Annotated in this window: 20 protein-coding genes and 1 riboswitch; of the genes, 12 read left to right on the top strand and 8 right to left on the bottom strand. The window is 71.4% G+C overall.

Annotated elements, in window-relative coordinates:
• Positions 1-12 precede the first annotated feature (12 nt).
• Positions 13-125: riboswitch (TPP riboswitch) on the top strand.
• On the top strand, positions 118-1,662 hold the full coding sequence (thiC, locus tag ACBJ32_RS20735) for a phosphomethylpyrimidine synthase ThiC (protein ID WP_375128093.1): 1,545 nt from the start codon (positions 118-120) through the stop codon (positions 1,660-1,662). (Overlaps the previous riboswitch by 8 nt.)
• Positions 1,663-1,763: 101 nt before the next feature.
• Here thiC and ACBJ32_RS20730 read toward each other — a convergent pair whose 3' ends face one another.
• From ACBJ32_RS20730 to ACBJ32_RS20705, 6 genes are all read right to left on the bottom strand, one after another.
• Positions 1,764-2,615, bottom strand: coding sequence for an SDR family oxidoreductase (locus ACBJ32_RS20730; protein WP_375128092.1), 852 nt, complete (start codon positions 2,613-2,615; stop codon positions 1,764-1,766).
• 40 nt (positions 2,616-2,655) lie between these two features.
• The gene (locus ACBJ32_RS20725) at positions 2,656-3,612 is read right to left on the bottom strand and encodes a glycine betaine ABC transporter substrate-binding protein (protein WP_375128091.1); all 957 of its coding nucleotides are present in this window, start codon (positions 3,610-3,612) and stop codon (positions 2,656-2,658) included.
• A complete protein-coding gene (locus tag ACBJ32_RS20720) occupies positions 3,609-4,385 on the bottom strand; it encodes an ABC transporter permease (RefSeq protein ID WP_375128090.1) in 777 nt (258 codons plus the stop codon). Before ACBJ32_RS20720 ends, ACBJ32_RS20725 begins: the two co-directional genes overlap by 4 nt.
• On the bottom strand, positions 4,382-5,560 hold the full coding sequence (locus tag ACBJ32_RS20715; protein WP_357889024.1) for an ABC transporter ATP-binding protein: 1,179 nt from the start codon (positions 5,558-5,560) through the stop codon (positions 4,382-4,384). Before ACBJ32_RS20715 ends, ACBJ32_RS20720 begins: the two co-directional genes overlap by 4 nt.
• Positions 5,553-6,206 (bottom strand): ABC transporter permease, encoded by a 654-nt coding sequence (locus ACBJ32_RS20710; RefSeq protein ID WP_375128089.1) that lies wholly within the window; start codon positions 6,204-6,206, stop codon positions 5,553-5,555. Before ACBJ32_RS20710 ends, ACBJ32_RS20715 begins: the two co-directional genes overlap by 8 nt.
• A 73-nt stretch (positions 6,207-6,279) precedes the next feature.
• Positions 6,280-7,062, bottom strand: a complete 783-nt coding sequence (locus ACBJ32_RS20705; RefSeq protein ID WP_375128088.1) for an SDR family oxidoreductase — start codon at positions 7,060-7,062, stop codon at positions 6,280-6,282.
• A gap of 247 nt (positions 7,063-7,309) precedes the next feature.
• Between ACBJ32_RS20705 and ACBJ32_RS20700 the strand changes: the two genes are divergently transcribed.
• The 7 genes from ACBJ32_RS20700 (at position 7,310) to ACBJ32_RS20670 (ending at position 13,091) form a co-directional block, all read left to right on the top strand.
• Entirely contained in the window at positions 7,310-7,729 is a 420-nt protein-coding gene (locus ACBJ32_RS20700) for a hypothetical protein (protein WP_375128087.1), read from the top strand.
• A gap of 12 nt (positions 7,730-7,741) precedes the next feature.
• The gene (locus tag ACBJ32_RS20695; protein WP_357889013.1) at positions 7,742-9,151 is read left to right on the top strand and encodes a HAMP domain-containing sensor histidine kinase; all 1,410 of its coding nucleotides are present in this window, start codon (positions 7,742-7,744) and stop codon (positions 9,149-9,151) included.
• Entirely contained in the window at positions 9,148-9,810 is a 663-nt protein-coding gene (locus ACBJ32_RS20690) for a response regulator transcription factor (protein WP_185109788.1), read from the top strand. Before ACBJ32_RS20695 ends, ACBJ32_RS20690 begins: the two co-directional genes overlap by 4 nt.
• 88 nt (positions 9,811-9,898) lie before the next feature.
• On the top strand, positions 9,899-10,438 hold the full coding sequence (locus ACBJ32_RS20685) for a DUF4956 domain-containing protein (RefSeq protein WP_357889133.1): 540 nt from the start codon (positions 9,899-9,901) through the stop codon (positions 10,436-10,438).
• A gap of 189 nt (positions 10,439-10,627) precedes the next feature.
• Complete coding sequence (locus ACBJ32_RS20680; RefSeq protein ID WP_375128086.1) at positions 10,628-11,515, top strand: polyphosphate polymerase domain-containing protein; 888 nt, start codon at positions 10,628-10,630, stop codon at positions 11,513-11,515.
• Positions 11,516-11,616: 101 nt separating this feature from the next.
• On the top strand, positions 11,617-12,708 hold the full coding sequence (locus tag ACBJ32_RS20675; protein WP_375128085.1) for a hypothetical protein: 1,092 nt from the start codon (positions 11,617-11,619) through the stop codon (positions 12,706-12,708).
• A 149-nt stretch (positions 12,709-12,857) separates the two neighbouring features.
• On the top strand, positions 12,858-13,091 hold the full coding sequence (locus tag ACBJ32_RS20670; protein WP_375128084.1) for a hypothetical protein: 234 nt from the start codon (positions 12,858-12,860) through the stop codon (positions 13,089-13,091).
• On the opposite strand, the gene ACBJ32_RS20665 is transcribed toward ACBJ32_RS20670, so the two are convergent.
• The gene (locus tag ACBJ32_RS20665) at positions 13,088-14,338 is read right to left on the bottom strand and encodes an MFS transporter (protein ID WP_375128083.1); all 1,251 of its coding nucleotides are present in this window, start codon (positions 14,336-14,338) and stop codon (positions 13,088-13,090) included. The genes ACBJ32_RS20670 and ACBJ32_RS20665 overlap by 4 nt on opposite strands.
• On the bottom strand, positions 14,335-15,261 hold the full coding sequence (locus ACBJ32_RS20660; RefSeq protein ID WP_375128082.1) for an NAD(P)/FAD-dependent oxidoreductase: 927 nt from the start codon (positions 15,259-15,261) through the stop codon (positions 14,335-14,337). The genes ACBJ32_RS20665 and ACBJ32_RS20660 overlap by 4 nt, the downstream gene beginning before the upstream one ends.
• Positions 15,262-15,366: 105 nt before the next feature.
• On the opposite strand from ACBJ32_RS20660, the gene ACBJ32_RS20655 reads away from it, so the two are divergent.
• The 4 genes from ACBJ32_RS20655 to ACBJ32_RS20640 all read left to right on the top strand — a co-directional run bounded on the left by ACBJ32_RS20655 (position 15,367) and on the right by ACBJ32_RS20640 (position 17,511).
• On the top strand, positions 15,367-15,954 hold the full coding sequence (locus ACBJ32_RS20655) for a helix-turn-helix domain-containing protein (protein WP_375128081.1): 588 nt from the start codon (positions 15,367-15,369) through the stop codon (positions 15,952-15,954).
• A 108-nt stretch (positions 15,955-16,062) separates the two neighbouring features.
• Positions 16,063-16,629, top strand: coding sequence for a DUF6879 family protein (locus ACBJ32_RS20650; protein ID WP_375128080.1), 567 nt, complete (start codon positions 16,063-16,065; stop codon positions 16,627-16,629).
• Positions 16,630-16,711: 82 nt separating this feature from the next.
• On the top strand, positions 16,712-17,164 hold the full coding sequence (locus tag ACBJ32_RS20645) for a hypothetical protein (protein WP_375128079.1): 453 nt from the start codon (positions 16,712-16,714) through the stop codon (positions 17,162-17,164).
• Positions 17,161-17,511, top strand: coding sequence for a winged helix-turn-helix domain-containing protein (locus ACBJ32_RS20640; RefSeq protein ID WP_375128078.1), 351 nt, complete (start codon positions 17,161-17,163; stop codon positions 17,509-17,511). The genes ACBJ32_RS20645 and ACBJ32_RS20640 overlap by 4 nt, the downstream gene beginning before the upstream one ends.
• Positions 17,512-17,518 lie beyond the last annotated feature (7 nt).

The raw sequence follows: 17,518 nt of genomic DNA, 5'->3' as shown, positions 1-17,518 counted from the left end.
GGTACGATCACCGCCGTCCAACGCGGGAGCCCGGTGGGGACCGGGCTGAGAGGACGGCTGACAGCCGCCGACCGCCAGAACCTGCTCCGGATAATGCCGGCGAAGGGAGTTTGCGCGATGACGAGCGCGCGCTTTTCCAAGGTCTACACCGGTGAGCTGCGGGTGCCGATGCGCCAGGTGCACCTGTCGAACGGCACGTCGGTGACCCTGTACGACACCTCGGGCCCGTACACCGACCCCGCCTACGAGCCGGACCTGCGGCGCGGCCTGCCGCGCCTGCGCGAGCGGTGGATCCGCGAGCGCGAGGAGGCGGGGCAGCCGGTCACGCAGGTCGGGTGCGCCCGGCGCGGGCTGGTGACCAGGGAGATGGAGTTCGTGGCCGTGCGCGAGGGCGTCACCCCCGAGTTCGTACGCGAGGAGGTCGCCGCGGGCCGGGCCATCATCCCCGCGAACGTCAACCATCCCGAGTCCGAGCCGATGATCATCGGCCGCAACTTCCTGGTGAAGATCAACGCCAACATCGGCAACTCCGCCGTCACCTCCTCCATCGAGGAGGAGGTCGAGAAGATGACCTGGGCCACGCGCTGGGGCGCCGACACGATCATGGACCTGTCCACCGGCGCCGACATCCACGAGACCCGCGAGTGGATCCTGCGCAACTCGCCCGTCCCGGTCGGCACCGTGCCCATCTACCAGGCGCTGGAGAAGGTCAAGGGCCGGCCGGAGCTGCTGTCGTGGGAGGTCTACCGCGACACGCTGATCGAGCAGTGCGAGCAGGGCGTCGACTACGTGACCGTGCACGCGGGGGTGCGGCTGGCGCACGTGCCGCTGACCGCCGGGCGCAAGACCGGCATCGTCTCGCGCGGCGGCTCCATCATGGCCGCCTGGTGCCTGGCGCACCACCGCGAGAGCTTCCTGTACGAGAACTTCGCCGAGATGTGCGAGATCCTGGCCCGCTACGACGTGTCGTACTCGCTGGGCGACGGCCTGCGTCCCGGCTCGATCGCGGACGCCAACGACGAGGCCCAGTTCGCCGAGCTGCGCACGCTGGGCGAGCTGTCGGGGATCGCCCGCGAGCACGACGTCCAGGTGATGATCGAGGGGCCGGGCCACGTGCCCATGCACAAGATCAAGGAGAACGTCGACCTGCAGCGCGAGCTCTGCGACGACGCCCCGTTCTACACGCTCGGCCCGCTCGTGACGGACATCGCGCCCGGCTACGACCACATCACCTCGGGCATCGGGGCCGCCATGATCGGCTGGTACGGCACGGCCATGCTCTGCTACGTCACCCCCAAGGAGCACCTCGGCCTGCCGGACAAGGACGACGTCAAGACCGGCGTGATCACGTACAAGATCGCCGCCCACGCCGCGGACCTGGCCAAGGGCCACCCGCAGGCCCAGGCGTGGGACGACGCGCTGTCGGACGCGCGGTTCGAGTTCCGCTGGGAGGACCAGTTCGACCTGTCGCTGGACCCCGAGACGGCGCGCTCGTTCCACGACGAGACGCTGCCGGCCGCGCCCGCCAAGACCGCGCACTTCTGCTCGATGTGCGGGCCCAAGTTCTGCTCGATGCGGATCAGCCACGAGATCAGGCAGGCGGGGTACGCGGAGAAGGCGGCCGAGTTCCGCCGGCTCGGCGGCAACATCTACGTGGAGTGACCCTTTGTCCAATGTCCGGAACCGCAGTATGGCCGGTCTTCGCAACCGGGCCACCGTCGGCGGCGACGGCAAGGGGCACAAGACAGGGACGCGGGCCGGGCCTAACCCGGCAGCGTCTCGCCGCCGATCGGGGCCAGCACCTCGCCCGTGTAGTACGACGACAGCCGGTTGGAGGCGAAGAAGACGTACGAAGGGGCGATCTCGTCCGGATCGGCGGCCCGCCCCATCGGCACCTGCTTGCCGAACTTCTCCACCTTCTCCTCCGGCATGGTCGCCGGGATCAGCGGCGTCCACACCGGTCCCGGCGCGACGGCGTTCACCCGGATGCCGCGCTCGACCAGGTTCTGCGCCATGGAGTAGGTGAAGGCGTTGATGGCGCCCTTGGTGGCGGCGTAGTCGATCAGCGACTTGTTGCCGCGCAGGCCGTTGATCGACGAGGTGTTCACGATGGCCGCGCCCTCGCGCAGATGCGGGAGCGCGGCCTTCGTGACGCGGTAGTAGCTGTGGATGTTGACCGCGAACGTGTGCTCCCACTGCTCGTCGTCCAGCTCCTCCAGGCCGCTCACGGGCTCCTGGTAGGCCACGTTGTTCACCAGCACGTCCAGGCCGCCCAGCTCGGACACCGCCTGCTCCACCACCGAGGCGCAGTGGGCGCGGTCGCCCAGGTCGCCGGGCAGCAGCACGCAGCGCCGCCCGGCCTCCTCGACCAGCTTGCGGGTGTGCGCGGCGTCCTCATGCTCGCTCAGGTACGCGATCGCGACGTCCGCGCCCTCCTTGGCGAACGCCATCGCGACCGCCCTGCCGATGCCCGAGTCGCCGCCGGTGATCAGTGCCTTCTTGCCGCTGAGCAGGTCACGGCCCACGTAGTCGCGCATCTCGTCGCGCGGCTCCGGCGCCATCTCGCCGGTGTGGCCCGGATAGGGCTGTTTCTGGGGTGGTGGTGTTTGCGACATGTCCAGCGGCCTGCCCTTGATCGGGTATGCCTAACGCCAGCTATTTCACGAATCCCTGTGACCTGAGCCAGTCGCGGGCCACCAGCACGGGCACGTCGCCGTCCACGTCCACCTGGGCGTTGAGGGCGCGCATCACGTCGTCGGTCAGCCTCGCGCTGATCGGCGCGAAGATCCGGGCGATCTCCGGATGCGCGTCGGCGACCGGGCGGCGCAGGGTCACCGCCGCGTTGTACAGCGGGAAGAAGTGCCTGTCGTCCTCCAGCAGGACCAGGTCGAGGGCCTTGATCCGGCCGTCGGTCGTGGTGACCATGCCGAGCGTGCACTGGCCGCTGGCGACCGAGTTGTACAGGACGCCGACCGACAGCCTGCGCACGTTCCCCCTCGGGACCTCCTCGCCGTAGGTCAGGCCGTAACCCCTGAGCATGCCGAGGAAGCCGTCGTCGCGGCCGAAGGTCTCGTGGTCGACGCAGAACGTGCGCTGCGCCACGGGGACCTTCGTCATGTCCGAGATCTTCCTCAGCCCGTACCTCTCGGCCGTGGCCCGGGTGACGCCGATCGTGTAGCTGTTGTTCAGCGGGGCCGGGGGCAGCCAGACGATGCCGTTCTCGCGCAGGTCCAGGTCGCGTACGGCCTCGTACTGCCGCGTACGATCCGGGATCGGCTTCGCCTGGCCGAGGTAGGTGATCCAGCCGGTGCCGGTGTACTCCCACATCAGGTCGGCGTCGCCCCTGGTCAGCGAGGCGCGCGCGTTCACGCTGCCCTGCACGTTCGTCTGGTCGGCCACGTCCGCGCCGGCGGCGGTGAGGGCGAGCACCGCGATCTTGCCGAGCACGAGCTGCTCCGTGAACTCCTTCGACGTCACCCGGATCCGCGCGCCTTCGAGGCCGGGCACCGGCCGGATGCTGCCCGGCTCGACCGGCGGCACGAACGACGACGCCGGTCGCAGCCCGCACGCCGTGACCGCGACGAGCAGCAGCACCGCCATGAGCACCCTCACGAGAGCCCCTTCGGCGACAGGTAACGCTGCGCGAGCCCGGCCAGCCAGTCGATGAACAGCGCCAGCACCGCGATCAGCACGCACCCCGTGACCAGCACCAGGTTGCGCTGCGTGCTCACCCCCGCGGTGATCAGATCGCCGAGCCCGCCGGAGCCGATGAACGCCGCGATGCCCGCCGTGCCCACGTTCAGCACCAGCGTGGTGCGCACCCCCGACAGGATCACCGGCACCGCCATCGGCAGCTCCACCTTGAACAGCACCCCGGCCGCCGACATGCCGATGCCCCGCCCCGCGTCCACCAGCCGCGGGTCCACCTGCTCGATGCCCACCATCGTGTTGCGCAGGGTGGGCAGCAGGCTGTAGGCGAACAACGCGACCACCGCCGTCCAGAACCCGATACTGAACAGCACTGCCAGCAGCACCACCAGGCCGACCGCCGGGGTGGCCTGGCCCAGGTTCACCAGGGACAGCACCACGGGCGTCGCCCTGCGCAGCGCCCGCCTGGTGAGCAGCACGCCCAGCGGCAGCGCCACCACCAGCACCAGCACCGTCGAGAAGAACACCAGCTGGATGTGCTCCCAGGTGCGCCTGAGGAGGAACGTCAGGTTCAGCGAGCCCCGCTCGATGCTGTCGAGCGGCACCATCTGCGTGTAGACGACCATCGCGACGCCGACGACCAGGTAGCACAGCGGCGGCAGGAGCACGTGCCACGACCGCCCGATCCGCGGCTCGGGGGTGGTGGCCTCCCTGGCCGCCGCGCTCTCGACCGTCACGGGGCCTCGCCCCTGCGCAGGCGGCGCTCCCGCTCGCGGGCCTTGATGCTCTGGATCGCGTTCTGCACCGTCGCCAGCGACAGCGCCCCCGCGTACGCCCTGCGCCTGCCGAGCACGGGCAGGAAGTCGGTGTCGGCGTTGAGCAGCGTCTCCAGGGCGTCCTGCAGGGTCATGCGGTGGCCGATCGAGCCGGTGATGGGCTCGCCGGCCGTGCCGACCGGGCCGTGGACGCCTTCGAGGTCGCTCAGGGCGACCCACCTGAGCGGGCGGCGCATGCCGTCGAGGACCAGCGCGTAGCCGCGGCCGTCGAGCTCGACCTCGCGCACCAGGTCGCGCGCGTCCATGTCCTCCGTCGCGTACGGCACCTGGTCCAGCTCGATGTCGCCCACCTGGGTCAGGCGCAGCAGCCGCATCGAGGAGCCGCCGCCGAGGAACTGCTCGACGTACTCGCTGGCCGGGTTGGTGAGGATCTCGGCCGGTCTGGCGTACTGCACGACGTGGCCGGGGCGCTGCATGATCGCGATGTGGTCGCCGATCTTGAGCGCCTCGTCCACGTCGTGGGTGACGAACACGATCGTCTTGGCCAGCTCCTCCTGCAGGCGCAGCAGCTCGTCCTGGATGCGCTCGCGGCTGATGGGGTCGAGCGCGCCGAACGGCTCGTCCATGAGCAGCACGGGCGGGTCGGCGGCCAGCGCCCTGGCCACGCCGACGCGCTGCTGCTGGCCGCCGGAGAGCCGGCGCGGGTAGTTGTCGCGGAACAGCCCCGGCTCCAGGCCCACCAGGGTGAGCAGCTCGTCCACGCGCTCGGCGATGCGCCTGCGGTCCCAGCCGAGCATCTTCGGCACCTGGGCGACGTTGGCGGCCACCGTCATGTGCGGGAACAGGCCGGCCTGCTGGATCACGTACCCGATGTGCCTGCGCAGGCGGTCGGGGTCGATGTCGCGGGAGTTCTGGCCGCCGATGAGGATGTCGCCAGAGGTCGGCTCGATCAGGCGGTTGATCATGCGCATGGTGGTCGTCTTGCCGCAGCCCGAGGGGCCGAGCAGGACCACGATCTCGCCTGCCGGGATGTTCAGGTCCAGCTCCTGCACGGCCGGCTCGCCGCCGCCGGGGAACGCCTTGGTGACCTTCCGCAGCTCGATCGGCACGCCGCCGGTGGCCGCCTGGTCAGGCACGGACGACCCCCGTCCCCGGCGTGGTGAACCGGCCGAGCAGGACGAAGAAGCCGTCGAAGAGGAGCGCGAGGATCGCCACGCCGATCGTGCCGGTCAGGGCGGAGTTGACCGCGTTCGCGCCGCCCAGCCTGGCCAGGCCCGAGAAGATCTGCTCGCCGAGGCCGGGGCCGGAGACGTACGCGGCCACGGCGCCGATGCCCATCGCGAGCTGCGTGGCGACCCGGATGCCGGTCAGGATCACCGGCCAGGCCAGCGGGAGCTCCACCCTGGTGAGCGACCTGCGGCGGCTCATGCCGATGCCGCGGGCGGCGTCGACCAGCGCCGGGTCCACGCCGCGCAGGCCGACGACGGTGTTGCGGATGATCGGCAGCAGCGCGTACAGCACGATCGCGGTCACGCTCGGCGCCACGCCGAGGCCGAGCGAGGGGATCAGCAGGCCGAGCATGGCCAGCGACGGGATCGTGAACACCACTCCGGCGGCCGACGTGGCGAAGGCCGACGGCCTGGGGCGGCGGTAGGTGGCCACGCCGATGAGCACGCCGAGGACGGCCGCGACCAGCACGCACTGGGCGACCATGCTGGCGTGCTGCACGGTCTCGAAGACGATGAGGTCCCATCGATCCTCGACGTACTCCCACAGGTTCATCCCCGGAAACTTAACCGGCCTTGTCAAACCTCAAACGCCACAGGAGTCACACGGGGCTTGCCGCCGGAGGCGCTCAGGGCTGCAGGGAGGCGACGAACTGGGACATGCCGGTCAGCCAGCGGTCCGGGTCCTCGGCCTTGCGGCGGGCGTACTCGGCGACCTCCGGGTGCGGGAAGATGTGGAAACGCTCGGCGGCCAGGCCGTCGATGACCGCCGTCGCCACGTCCGCGGGGTCCAGGATGGTGCCCGACGCGCGTACCGCCCTGGCCGTCAGGTGGTCGGTGTCGATGCCGTGCTCCAGCATCGCGGTCTGCACGCCCTGCGGGCACAGGACACTGACCTTGACGCCCTGGGAGGCGTAGTGGATGGCCACCCACTCGGCGAACGCGACCGCCGCCGCCTTCGTCACCGCGTACGGGGCGTCGCCGGGGCAGCTGATCAGGCCCGCGGCCGAGCACGTGTTGAGCAGGTAGCCGCCGCCCCTGGCCACCATGGAGGGCACGACGGCGCGGGCGGCGTACACGTGGGCCATCACGTTGACCGCGTACAGGCGGCTCCACTCCTGCTCGGGGGCGTCCAGGCCGTGGCCGCCGATGATGCCGGCGTTGGAGCAGAACAGGTCCACCGGGCCGAACGGGGTGTCGGCGAGCGCGGCCACCTCCGGCTCCGAGGAGACGTCCACGCGCACGGGGACGGCCCGCGAGCCGATCTCCTTGGCCACCGCGGCGGCGCCCGCCTCGTCGAGGTCCGCCACGACCACGCCGGACGCGCCCTCGGCGGCGAACCTGAGCGCGAGCGCGCGGCCGATCCCGCTCGCGGCCCCCGTGACGACGACGACCTTGTCCCGTACCAGCATGAGTGCTCTCCCTCCAGCCACCACCGAACCGGACCGGCGACCCGCACCCGTGCTCGCCCGGCCCGGGGACCGGCACGGTCGCGCGGGCGCTCGCGACTGCCCGCGCGGTCGCCTCGCACGAGCGGGCCGTGCCCGCCACCCGCATGCACAGAACATGATTCTACTGCCGGAGTGGGCCGAGGCCCAGATGAGAGGTTTCTCATCTGGGCCTCAGCGTGGTCTCCTCGAAGGGCGTCAGAGTGAGCGCATGAAACATCGGGGAACGGTGATCCTCCTCGCCCTGCTGGTGGCGGCGGCCGGGGTCGTGTCGGTGGGGCTGGTGCAGGCGGCCGACGAGGAGCTGGACCTGGGCGGGCCCGTCGTGGTCTCGCCGTCGTCCTCGCCCGGCACCGGCAGCGCGTCCAGGTCCGTACGGAGCGAGGATGAGGGGAGCGTGCCCGACCCCGCACGAACAGGGCAGGCGGGCGCGTCCGAGCCCGCGCGGGCGGGAGAGGCGTCACCCGGGGCGAGCCCGGGGGCCGTCAAGAGCGGGGAGCCGGTCCGCAGCGAGCGGCCGACGCCGCGCAAGACGAAGGCCGAGCCGGTCAAGCCGCCCTCCCCGAGGCCGGGTGGCGGCGATGATGGTGACGACGATGATGGTGGTGGCGACGATGACGGCGACGACTGATGGGGAGGTCACATGCGGCTGAGCGCCCGTGCCCGGATCGTGGGCTGGATGCTCGTCGTCGTCGGTATCGCCCTGACAGTCGCCGTCTCCGTGACCTGGTCCACCCTGCTGACCCGCCTCGACCACCGGATGGACCTCGAGCTGGGCAACGAGGTCGAGAAGCTCCGGCGGTACGCGGCCACCGCGTACGACCTCCAGACGGGGCGGCCCCTGACCGACGTCGAAGACCTGATGATCGGGTACCTCCAGCTCAACGCGCCCGACCGGTGGGAGACCTTCTTCAGCATCCTCGACGGCAAGGCCCACAGGATCACCGCGCTGCCGCCCCCCGTGCGCCTCGACACCGACGAGAAGCTCCTCGCCCGGATGGCCACGGCGACCCGGGTCGAACGTCACGAGATGGAGACCAGCAAGGGAACGGTCCACTATGCGGTGATCCCGGTGAGCGTGGCCGGAGACTCCCGGCGCGGGCACTTCGTCGTGGCGCACTTCTACGATCTCAACCGCGACGACATCGTCGACGCGGTGGGTGCGCTCGGGCTGTCCGCGCTGGCGGCGATGGGGCTGGCGGGGGCGGCCGGTTGGTTCGTCGCGGGGCAGGTGCTGGCGCCGGTGCGGCTCGTCCGCCAGACGGCCGAGCAGATCAGCGACTCCAGCGACCTGACCCGCCGCCTGGACGTGCCGGGCGACGACGACGTGGCGGCGCTCGCCTCGACGTTCAACCACATGCTCGACCGGCTCGAACACGCCTTCGTGGTGCAGCGCCACTTCATGGACGACGCCGGTCACGAGCTGCGGACACCGATCACGGTCATCCGCGGCCACCTGGAGCTGATGAGCGACGACCCCGACGATCGCGCCGAGACCCTCGCCCTGGTCACCGACGAGCTCGACCGGATGAACCGCATCGTCGACGACCTGCTCACCCTGGCGAAGGCGGAGCAGCCGGGGTTCCTGGCGCTGGACAACGTCGAGCTGGCCGATCTGACGGTCAGCGTGGTCGCCAAGGCCCGGGCGCTGGGCGATCGCCAGTGGCGGGTCGACGAGGTGGCCGAGGCGCGGCTGCCCGCCGACCGGCATCGCCTCACGCAGGCGCTCATGCAGCTCGTGGCGAACGCCGTGCGCCACACCGCCGACGGTGACCTGATCGCCGTCGGCTCCGCCGTGCGTGACGGGCGCGTCGAGCTGTGGGTACGCGACAGCGGCCCGGGGGTCGCGCCGGCCGAACGGGAGCGGATCTTCGGGCGGTTCGTCCGCGGTGCCGGGCGCACCGGGGCGCACGACGGGGCCGGCCTCGGTCTGGCCATCGTCAGGTCCATCGCCCAGGCCCATGGAGGCACTGTGAAGGTGACAGAGGCTCCCGGGGGAGGGGCCTGTTTTGTCATGTCTCTTCCGCTATGGGAGCTGTGGAGGCTGAGTTGAACCGGATTCTGATCGCCGAGGACGAGGCCAGGATCGCCTCATTCGTGGAGAAGGGGTTGCGGGCCAACGGCTTCGTGACCGCCGTGGTGGGAGACGGGGTCGCGGCGTACGATCTGGCCAGCGCGGGCGGGTTCGACCTGCTCATCCTGGACATCGGGTTGCCGTTGAGCGACGGGTTTACGGTGTTGCGGCGGTTGCGCGAGTCCATGGTGACCATCCCTGTGATCATCTTGACCGCGCGTGACAGCGTGAGCGACACGGTGGCGGGGCTGGAGGGCGGCGCCGACGACTACATCGCCAAGCCCTTCGCCTTCGAGGAGCTCCTGGCCAGGGTGCGGTTGCGGCTGCGGGCCGACCGTACGCCCGAGGTGACCGTGTTGCGGGTGTCCGACCTGTCGCTCGATCTGCGGACGAGGCGGGTGTACGTCGGGGACCGGGCGGTGGACCTGTCGACCAGGGAGTTCGCCCTGGCGGAGATCTTCTGCCGCCATCCCGACCAGGTGCTGACGCGCGAGCAGTTGCTCAGCCACGTGTGGGGTTTCGACTTCGATCCCGGGTCGAACGTGGTGGACGTCTACGTCCGCTACCTGCGCCGCAAGATCGGCGCCGACCGCATCGAGACCGTCCGGGGCACGGGCTACCGCATGAGAGTCGCCTAATCGTCAGCTCACCACCGCTTCACCCCCCACCACCAAGCTGTTCATCAGGAACACTGCGGAAGGAGCGGTTGTGATAACAGGACTGGCGATGGACCTCGGGGCGATCGTGCTGCTCGCCTACGGCCTCTACTTCCGCCGCCACCATCGGCGCGACCTGCTGTTCGCCTACATCGCGCTGAACGTGGGCATCTTCGCGGTCGTGTCGCTGCTGCTGGTCCAGCGGGTCGACATCGCCGTCGGTTTCGGGCTGTTCGGCGTGCTGTCCATCATCCGGCTGCGGTCGAGCGAGATCACGCAGCAGGAGATCGCCTACTACTTCGTCGCGATCGTGCTGGGCCTGGTCAACGGCATCGCCGGCGCCTGGCCGCTGACGGCGCTCCTGCTGAACGGGGTGCTGCTGGCGGTGATGTACATCGCCGACCACCCCGGCCTCCTCGGGCGGACCCGCCACCAGGTCGTGACGCTGGACGTGGTGCACGCCGACCCCGAGGCGTTGCGGGTGGACCTGGAGAGCCGGTTGCGGGCGCGGGTGCTGCAGTGCGAGGTCACGCAGGTGGACTACGTACGGGACGTGACGGTGGTGGACGTGCGGTTCATGGCCCCCAACGCGAGGGTCGGTGTGCGGTGACGCGGGAGCCGGGACGGGTTGTCCGTCTCCCGGCCGGACACGCCTGCAGTCACCTGGGCGAGGACGGCGGGAGCGTGCGGGGATCGGCGGAGATGGGCGGCGGCTCCGCGCACGTGGCGACGCGATCCAGGGCGGACGCGCGCACGTGGTTCCCGCCGGCGGCGGGCGGATGGACGGGGAGGGGTGCGCATGGCTGAGCCGTACGCGGATGCGTTGCTCGCGGGGGTCGCCGCCACGATGCCGGCGGTCGGGCTGGAGGAGGTGCCGGAGCTGATGAGCCGGGTCGACTGCAAGTACATCGTCACCGCCTCCACCATGGCGCGGCTCGCGGCGGAGCTGGGCGACCGCTTCCTCGCGTTGCGGATCGAGGGGCGGCGGCAGTTCCGTTACACCTCCACCTACTTCGACACCCCCGGCCTGCTCACCTACCACCAGCATCGGCAGGATCGGCGGCGCAGGTTCAAGCTCCGCACGCGTACCTATCTCGACGGGGGCGGCCAGTGGCTGGAGCTCAAGCTCAGCGGCGCGCGGGGCAGCACCGACAAGCACCGCATCCCCTACGACGGGGTGCCGAGCCACACGCTCACGAATCAGGCGCTGGAGTTCGTCCATGACACGCTGCTCAGCGAGCTGCGCCTGATCGCGCCCGAGACGCTGGAGCCGGTGCTGGCCACCGACTACAAGCGGGTGACGCTCATCGACCGCTCCGGCACGGCACGGCTGACCTGCGACACGGGGCTGGTGTGCCGTGACGGGCAGCGCAGCAGTCCGGCGCGTGGTGACCTGGTGCTGCTGGAGTCGAAGTCGGTGGACGGGAAGGCGCTGATCGACAAGGTGCTGCGCGGGTTGGGGGTGCGGCCGGTGACGGTGAGCAAGTACTGCCTCGCGGTCGCCGCGCTCCGGGAGCTGCCCGCCAACCGGTGGCATCCGGTGTTGCAGCGCTACCTCGTGCATCGGCCCGGGCCTCGGCGCCCGGCCTCCCGGGGGCACTCGTCCGGACAGTCAGCCGGGCCCTCGTCCAGGTCGTCGCACGCGGCCTCGGCGGGCTCCTGGTCCGGGCCGTCGGCAGAGTCCTGACGGGCCTTCAGCAGGGTCTCGCCTCGGCTGCGGCCGGGGGCGGGAGGTCGCCTCCTCGGAGCGGCGGCGGAACGTCGAGGCGGCTGGCATAGTGATCGGCCATGGACGTCGCCGGGTGGCAGCTGATCGATGAGTCCGTCCGGGACGAGATCGCGGAGGAGGTTCACACCGCCGTGGCCGCCGGGCGTCACGGCTTCGAGCGGGTGGTCCGAGGCGTGATCGAGACCTGGATGGACGAGGTCGAGGACCAGGACCTGCTGGACGAGGCGATCAGGGGCGTCGTGGCCGAGGAGTTCGCCGGGCATCTCGCCGCCCAGGACGGCTGGCCCGCTGTCACGGACAACGATCGGTTGAGCCTGGCCATGGGGGAGCTCGCGATGGCGGGGATCCTGGCCAGGGAGCACCACACCTGCTGCATGAGCTGCGGGATCGCCGAGATCGGCAGGGAGATCAGCGGGCTTTCCGGGGTGCGGGGCTACGTCTTCTACCACGAGCAGGACGTCGAGAGGGCTGTGGCGGGCGGCGGCATCCATCTCGCGTTCGGGCCCAGCGAGCTCGGTGGTGGGAGAAAGCGTGGTCGGGGCGGTGGGATCGGGGGCGAGATCGTCGAGGTGCTGCGGCGCCGGGGGCTGCACGTCGAGTGGAGCGGGGACGACGGGCAGCGGATCCACGTCCGGGTGAACTGGCAGCGGCGGCGCTTCGGGCGGCTGGCGGAGCATCCGGGAACGGCCGGTGGCGGCGAGCCCGGGCAGGGGCTGCTGGTCACCTTCTGCGACCCCTCCTGGGCCGCTGGGGACGAGCCGGTCGTCATGTCGGCGCAGGAGAGCCGGGATCTGCTGCTCCGGCTGACTCCGCGTGATGGCGCCTTCGCCTCCTACGAGGGGGCGTCGGGGAGTGTCCTGCAGTTCGCGTGGGAGGGCGGGACCCGGCTCTGGGCGGAGACGCCGGATGCGGCGGCAGGGTGCTCCCACGGGCGGCATGTGACCCTCGACGAGGGGCTGGCGATGATCGCGGTGCTGGTGGAGGAGGGGCGGATCGGGCTGCGGGACTTGGGGGAGCTGGAGGAGGTTTCCTGGTCCTGGCGCGTTTCGCCGCGAATCCGGCGGGCCGGCGGTGCCGCGAAGCCCGAGCCGCCGGGGCCTTTCGCGACGGTGGGGCGATTGACACGCTTTATGGCTAACCGCTATCTATAGGATAACCGTTAGGGGAGGGTGTAAGCGCAGTGCTGGCGATGCTCGCCGAGAAACCGTCGCACGGGTGGCAGCGGGTGACCGGGCCGTGAGTGACAGCAGCTCCGGGCCGGAGCCGGCCGGCCGCAGCCAGAGCGCCGAGGGGCGGTCCGGTGCGGCCGCACGACCTGGTGCGGAAGCCGACGCCGAAGCCGACGCGGGACCCGTCCGAGGACGTCGGCGACGACCCGGCCTGCGCCGCCGACCCCGCCTGCGCCGGCCCGGACGACGGCGACGCGGGCGACGGCCCGCCAGGGGACGGTGGCGACGAGACGGCGGACGACGGCGGCGATCCCGATGACAGCACCACCATCGACGAGGGCACCCAGCCCTTCGGGGACGGCTAGGCTCGCCGGCGCGACATCATGCGGTCGAGCAGGACGGGCACTGTCGTGAGGGCCGCCAGGCCCGCGCCCAGCCACGGGATGGCGCCGACCCCGCCCGCGCCGACCCCGCCCGCGCCGACCCCGCCCGCGCCGGCCCCGCCCATCCCGTCGCCACCGGCGCCGGCGTCGAGCACGAGGGCGGCGAAGGCGGGGACGAGGCTGATGCCGAGCTGGAAGGCGGAGACGGTGGTGGCGCCGGCCAGCGTGGGCGCCTGGCCCGCGATGGCGAACACCCGCCCGTAGATCGCCGGATTCAGCACGAATCCGGCGACACCCAACAGCAGCACGAGGGGGACGACGGCCACCGCGTGCCTGGCGAAGGCCCCGAGCAGCACGGAGCCGGCCAGGATCCCCAGGGCGCCGGCCAGGAGCGCGTGGGTGGGCAGCCGGTCGGCGATCCTGCCTCCGATGGACAGCCCGATGAAGGCGCCGGCGCCGAACAGCGTCAGGACCGCGGGGATCCAGACCCCGGGCATGCGGGTGACGTCGGTGAGGAGCGCGGCCAGGTAGTTGAAGGTGATCATGTAGGCGGCGGTGCTGAGGAGGGTGGCGGCGTACACGATCCACAGCTGGGGACGCCGCATGGTGCGCAGCTCGTCCCGGATGCCGGCGCCGCCGCGCGCGCGGGAGGCGGGCAGCGCCACGAACGTCAGGAGCGCGCCGGCGACGGTGAGGGCGGCCACGGCCCAGAAGCCGCCACGCCATCCGGTGAAGTAGCTGATCAGCGTGCCGGCCGGGCCGCCGGCCACCATCGCGAGGCTGAGGCCGCTGACGACGACGCCCGAGGCGCGCGCCGCGCGGTCGGGCGGGACCAGGCTGATCGCGGTGACCGCCGCGACCGCCCAGAACCCCGCATAGGCGAGGCCGGACAGGAATCGGGTCACCAGCAGCACCGCGTAGCTGTCGGTCAGGACGCCGGCCACCACGCACGCGGCGAAGGCCGCCTGCGTGGCCACCAGCGTCGCCCGCCGCCGCCAGCGGTGCGTCGCGATGGCCAGGGGCGGGCCGCCGACGACCACGGCGGCGGCGAACGCCGAGATCAGCCCCCCGGCGGAGGACAGCGTGATCCGCAGGTCGCCGGCGATGGCCGGCAGCACGCCGGCGAGCAGGAACTCCGCGCTGCCCATCGCGAACAGGCTCAGCGACAGCAGGTAGACCCCCAGGGGCAGCCTGCCCCGCCGCGCGACCTGTACGGTGCCGGCGCTCATCGGCTCTCACCGTCCAGGACGCGTCGCTCGACGGAACGCCGCACGTCCTCCTCCGTCAGGTCGCCGTTGATGGCGAAGGCGGCGGCCGACCCCATCCCCGCCGCGGTGACGACCTGGGCGCGTGGGTCGACGACGTTGCCGGCCGCCCAGACGCCGGACACGCTGGTACGGCCGGTGCGGTCGGTGACGGTCCAGCCGCTGTCGTCCCTGGCGCAGCCGAGGCCGGTCAGCAGCTCGTCCTGCGGCACCATGCGCGGGAAGAGGAAGACGGCGGCGCGGGGGATGGCGCGGCCGTCGGCGAGCTCGATGCCGCGCAGCCGGTCGTCCTCGACGGCGAGGCGGGCGATCGTGCCCTCGACGACGCGTACGCCGTGGCACTCCAGGCGTGCCCGGTCCTCCGCCGCCAGGTCCAGCGTGTGCCGCAGGAACAGCACGTCGTCGCTCCACTGCCGCAGCAGCAGGGCCTGGTGCACCGCTCCCGGGTGCGTGCCGAGCACGGCGAGGGGCTGGTCGCGTACCTCGTAGCCGTGGCAGTAGGGGCAGTGCAGCACGTCCTGGCCCCACCGCTCGCGGATCCCGGGGATGCCGGGCAGCTCGTCGCGCAGGCCGGTCGCCACAAGGATGCGGCGGGCGTCGAGCACCTGGCCGTCCGCGAGCCGGACGGTGAAACCGTGGTCGATCCGCTCGACCCGGCTCCGGACGAGCCGCACGCCGTACCGGAAGATCTCGGCGCGTCCGAGCTCCAGCAGCTCGGACGGGGGCAGCCCGTCGCGGGACAGGAAACCGTGCATGTGACGGGCCGGCGCGTTGCGCGGCTCCCCGGCGTCGATCACAACGACCCTGCGCCGCGCGCGTCCCAGGAGCAGGGCCGCGTTCAGCCCGGCCGCCCCGGCACCCACGATCACCACATCATGCCTGTTCATCGCCTTGTCCACAGCGATCACCTCCGGCGCCGATGGTGCGGCCGCGGGTGCTTGAATGACAACTATCGTTGCCATTTCCGCAACAGTAGAGAGGACCTGACGGTTATGAGCACCACGCTGGAGGAGACGCTGGCCCAGGTCGGCCCGCGGCTCAGGCGCATCCGTACGCAGCGTGAGGTGAGCCTTTCAGCGCTGTCCGAGGCCACCGGCATCTCCAAGAGCACGCTCTCGCGGCTGGAGTCGGGCCACCGCCGCCCCAGCCTGGAGCTCCTCCTGCCGATCGCGCAGGCGCACCAGGTGCCGCTCGACGAGCTGGTCGGCGCGCCGGACGTCGGCGACCCGCGCATCCGCTGCAAGCCCCTGGTCCGCAACGGCCGGACCGTGATCCCCCTGACCACCCAGCCGGGGCCGCTGCAGGCGTGGAAGTCGATCATTCCCGCCGAGCAGAACCAGCCGCGGCCGATCACGCACGAGGGCTACGAGTGGATGTACGTGCTCTCGGGCCGCGTGCGGCTCGTCGTGGCGGACCACGACCTGGTCCTGGGGCCGGGCGAGGCCGCGGAATTCGACACCCGCCTGCCGCACTGGTTCGGCCCCGCCGGGAACTCGCCGGTGGAGGTGCTCAATCTCTTCGGCCGCCAGGGGGAGCGCGTGCACGTACGGGCCAAGCCTCGACCGCGTGCGGGGAAATGATGGGATCAGAGCAGAATCGCCCGTGCTGACCTGGGGAAACTAAACTCAAGGGCTTCCTGGTGATAGGCAGGGATTGTGCTTGAACGCATTCATGAGATACCGGGCGTCATGTTGAGTGCGGATGAGTATCTCGACGACTTCTGGCCGAATTTCCATCAGATCGATGACGTGTTCTGGAAGCTCGAACGGCGGCAGAGCTTCCGGGGCCGGCCGAGCTGGGTCGCGACGGTGGAGGGCGACTGGGACCGGTCGCTCAAGCTGCTCGACGACGGGGCCGGGGCGGCCGGGGGGCGCGAACGCCCGGCCAAACGGTTCCGGCGGCGGCGGATCAGGATCGTCGAGCAGCCGGTCACGCCGTACCTGCAGTGGGAGATGCACCTGCTGGCGGTGCGGGACGCCGCCGTCGAGCAGGTGCGGGTGCTCGACTCGGGGGAGGTGGCCGAGATCGAGGTCGGGCGGCGGTTGCCGGAGCTGGTCGTGCTCGGGACGGTGGCGATGTACGAGGTGACGTACGACGAGTCGGGGACGCACAGCGGGGCACGGCGGATCGACGACCGGGAAGTGATCGCGGCCTGCCAGGGGGAGCTGGACAAGCTGTTCGAGCGGGGGGAGGAGTTCCGGCCGTACTACGAGCGCGAGATCTTGCCGCTGCCCGCCCCCCGGGTGTCCGTCTGACGAGGGCCACGCTTTTACTTGCCTGGCGGGAAAGTGAAGTGTTAGCTTTCCTGGTAGGAAAGTCAAACCGTGGAGGATCAGCGTGAACCACACCGATGACGCACAGGCCCGGCTCGCGGAGATCGCCAAGCGTCGCAGCCAGGTCATCGACGGCGCGTCCCGCGGCCGGCACCGCGGCTGGGACGCCGCCGGCATGATCGCGATGATCGCCGGGTTCGGGGCACTCGACCTTCCCGTGGCCTCGGGCCTGTCGCTGGGCCTGCTCGGCGTCGCCATGGTCGCCGCCCTGGTCTGCTTCACCCGTGCCGGCCGGCACAGCAGGGCGGTCATGCACCCGTCGCAGCTGACCGGCCGGTTCTGGGCCGTGCTCGGGGGTTGCGCGCTCGCCGCCGGTGCCCTCACCTTCGCCGGGATGTGGCTGGTCGGCCGGAGCGACCTGCCGCTGCGTAACACCCTGATCGGCGTGCTGCTCGTGGTCCTCGTCGTGGCCGGCGAGCCGCTGTACCGGGCGTTGGTGCGGCGGGCGGCGGCATGACGGTCCCCGCGGGCTTCGACGAGCTGATCCATCCGCCCACCCGGCTGGGGCTGGTGGCGCTCCTCGCGGCGGCGCAGTGGGCCGAGTTCAGCTTCCTCAAGGAGAGCCTCGAGCTCACCGACTCGGCGCTGTCCAAGCAGGTCTCGACCCTCGCCGAGGCCGGGTACGCCGAGGTCCGCAAGGAGGGCGCCGGCCGCCGGCGCCGCACCCTGGTCATGCTGACGCCGCTTGGCCGGGCGGCCTTCGACGGCCATGTCGCCGCCCTGCGGCAACTCGTCGACCGCGCCTCCACGCCGGGCCTTCGGCAAGAGGCCCAGCAAGGCGACGGCAGTACAGTCGGCGCGTAGGCGCGTA

Source organism: Nonomuraea sp. GTA35 (genome assembly GCF_041950525.1).
Lineage (GTDB): Bacteria > Actinomycetota > Actinomycetes > Streptosporangiales > Streptosporangiaceae > Nonomuraea.
This window is presented reverse-complemented; position numbering and strand designations above follow the sequence as displayed.

Excerpts from the sequence above, each read along its gene's own strand:
- ACBJ32_RS20640 (WP_375128078.1), top strand. The coding sequence starts at position 17,161 with ATGACGGTCCCCGCGGGCTTCGACGAGCTGATCCATCCGCCCACCCGG.
- ACBJ32_RS20650 (WP_375128080.1), top strand. The coding sequence starts at position 16,063 with ATGTTGAGTGCGGATGAGTATCTCGACGACTTCTGGCCGAATTTCCAT.
- ACBJ32_RS20680 (WP_375128086.1), top strand. The coding sequence starts at position 10,628 with ATGGCTGAGCCGTACGCGGATGCGTTGCTCGCGGGGGTCGCCGCCACG.
- ACBJ32_RS20660 (WP_375128082.1), bottom strand. The coding sequence starts at position 15,261 with ATGAACAGGCATGATGTGGTGATCGTGGGTGCCGGGGCGGCCGGGCTG.
- ACBJ32_RS20695 (WP_357889013.1), top strand. The coding sequence starts at position 7,742 with ATGCGGCTGAGCGCCCGTGCCCGGATCGTGGGCTGGATGCTCGTCGTC.
- ACBJ32_RS20700 (WP_375128087.1), top strand. The coding sequence starts at position 7,310 with ATGAAACATCGGGGAACGGTGATCCTCCTCGCCCTGCTGGTGGCGGCG.
- ACBJ32_RS20705 (WP_375128088.1), bottom strand. The coding sequence starts at position 7,062 with ATGCTGGTACGGGACAAGGTCGTCGTCGTCACGGGGGCCGCGAGCGGG.
- ACBJ32_RS20675 (WP_375128085.1), top strand. The coding sequence starts at position 11,617 with ATGGACGTCGCCGGGTGGCAGCTGATCGATGAGTCCGTCCGGGACGAG.
- ACBJ32_RS20655 (WP_375128081.1), top strand. The coding sequence starts at position 15,367 with ATGAGCACCACGCTGGAGGAGACGCTGGCCCAGGTCGGCCCGCGGCTC.
- ACBJ32_RS20710 (WP_375128089.1), bottom strand. The coding sequence starts at position 6,206 with ATGAACCTGTGGGAGTACGTCGAGGATCGATGGGACCTCATCGTCTTC.
- ACBJ32_RS20665 (WP_375128083.1), bottom strand. The coding sequence starts at position 14,338 with ATGAGCGCCGGCACCGTACAGGTCGCGCGGCGGGGCAGGCTGCCCCTG.
- ACBJ32_RS20685 (WP_357889133.1), top strand. The coding sequence starts at position 9,899 with ATGGACCTCGGGGCGATCGTGCTGCTCGCCTACGGCCTCTACTTCCGC.
- thiC (WP_375128093.1), top strand. The coding sequence starts at position 118 with ATGACGAGCGCGCGCTTTTCCAAGGTCTACACCGGTGAGCTGCGGGTG.
- ACBJ32_RS20730 (WP_375128092.1), bottom strand. The coding sequence starts at position 2,615 with ATGTCGCAAACACCACCACCCCAGAAACAGCCCTATCCGGGCCACACC.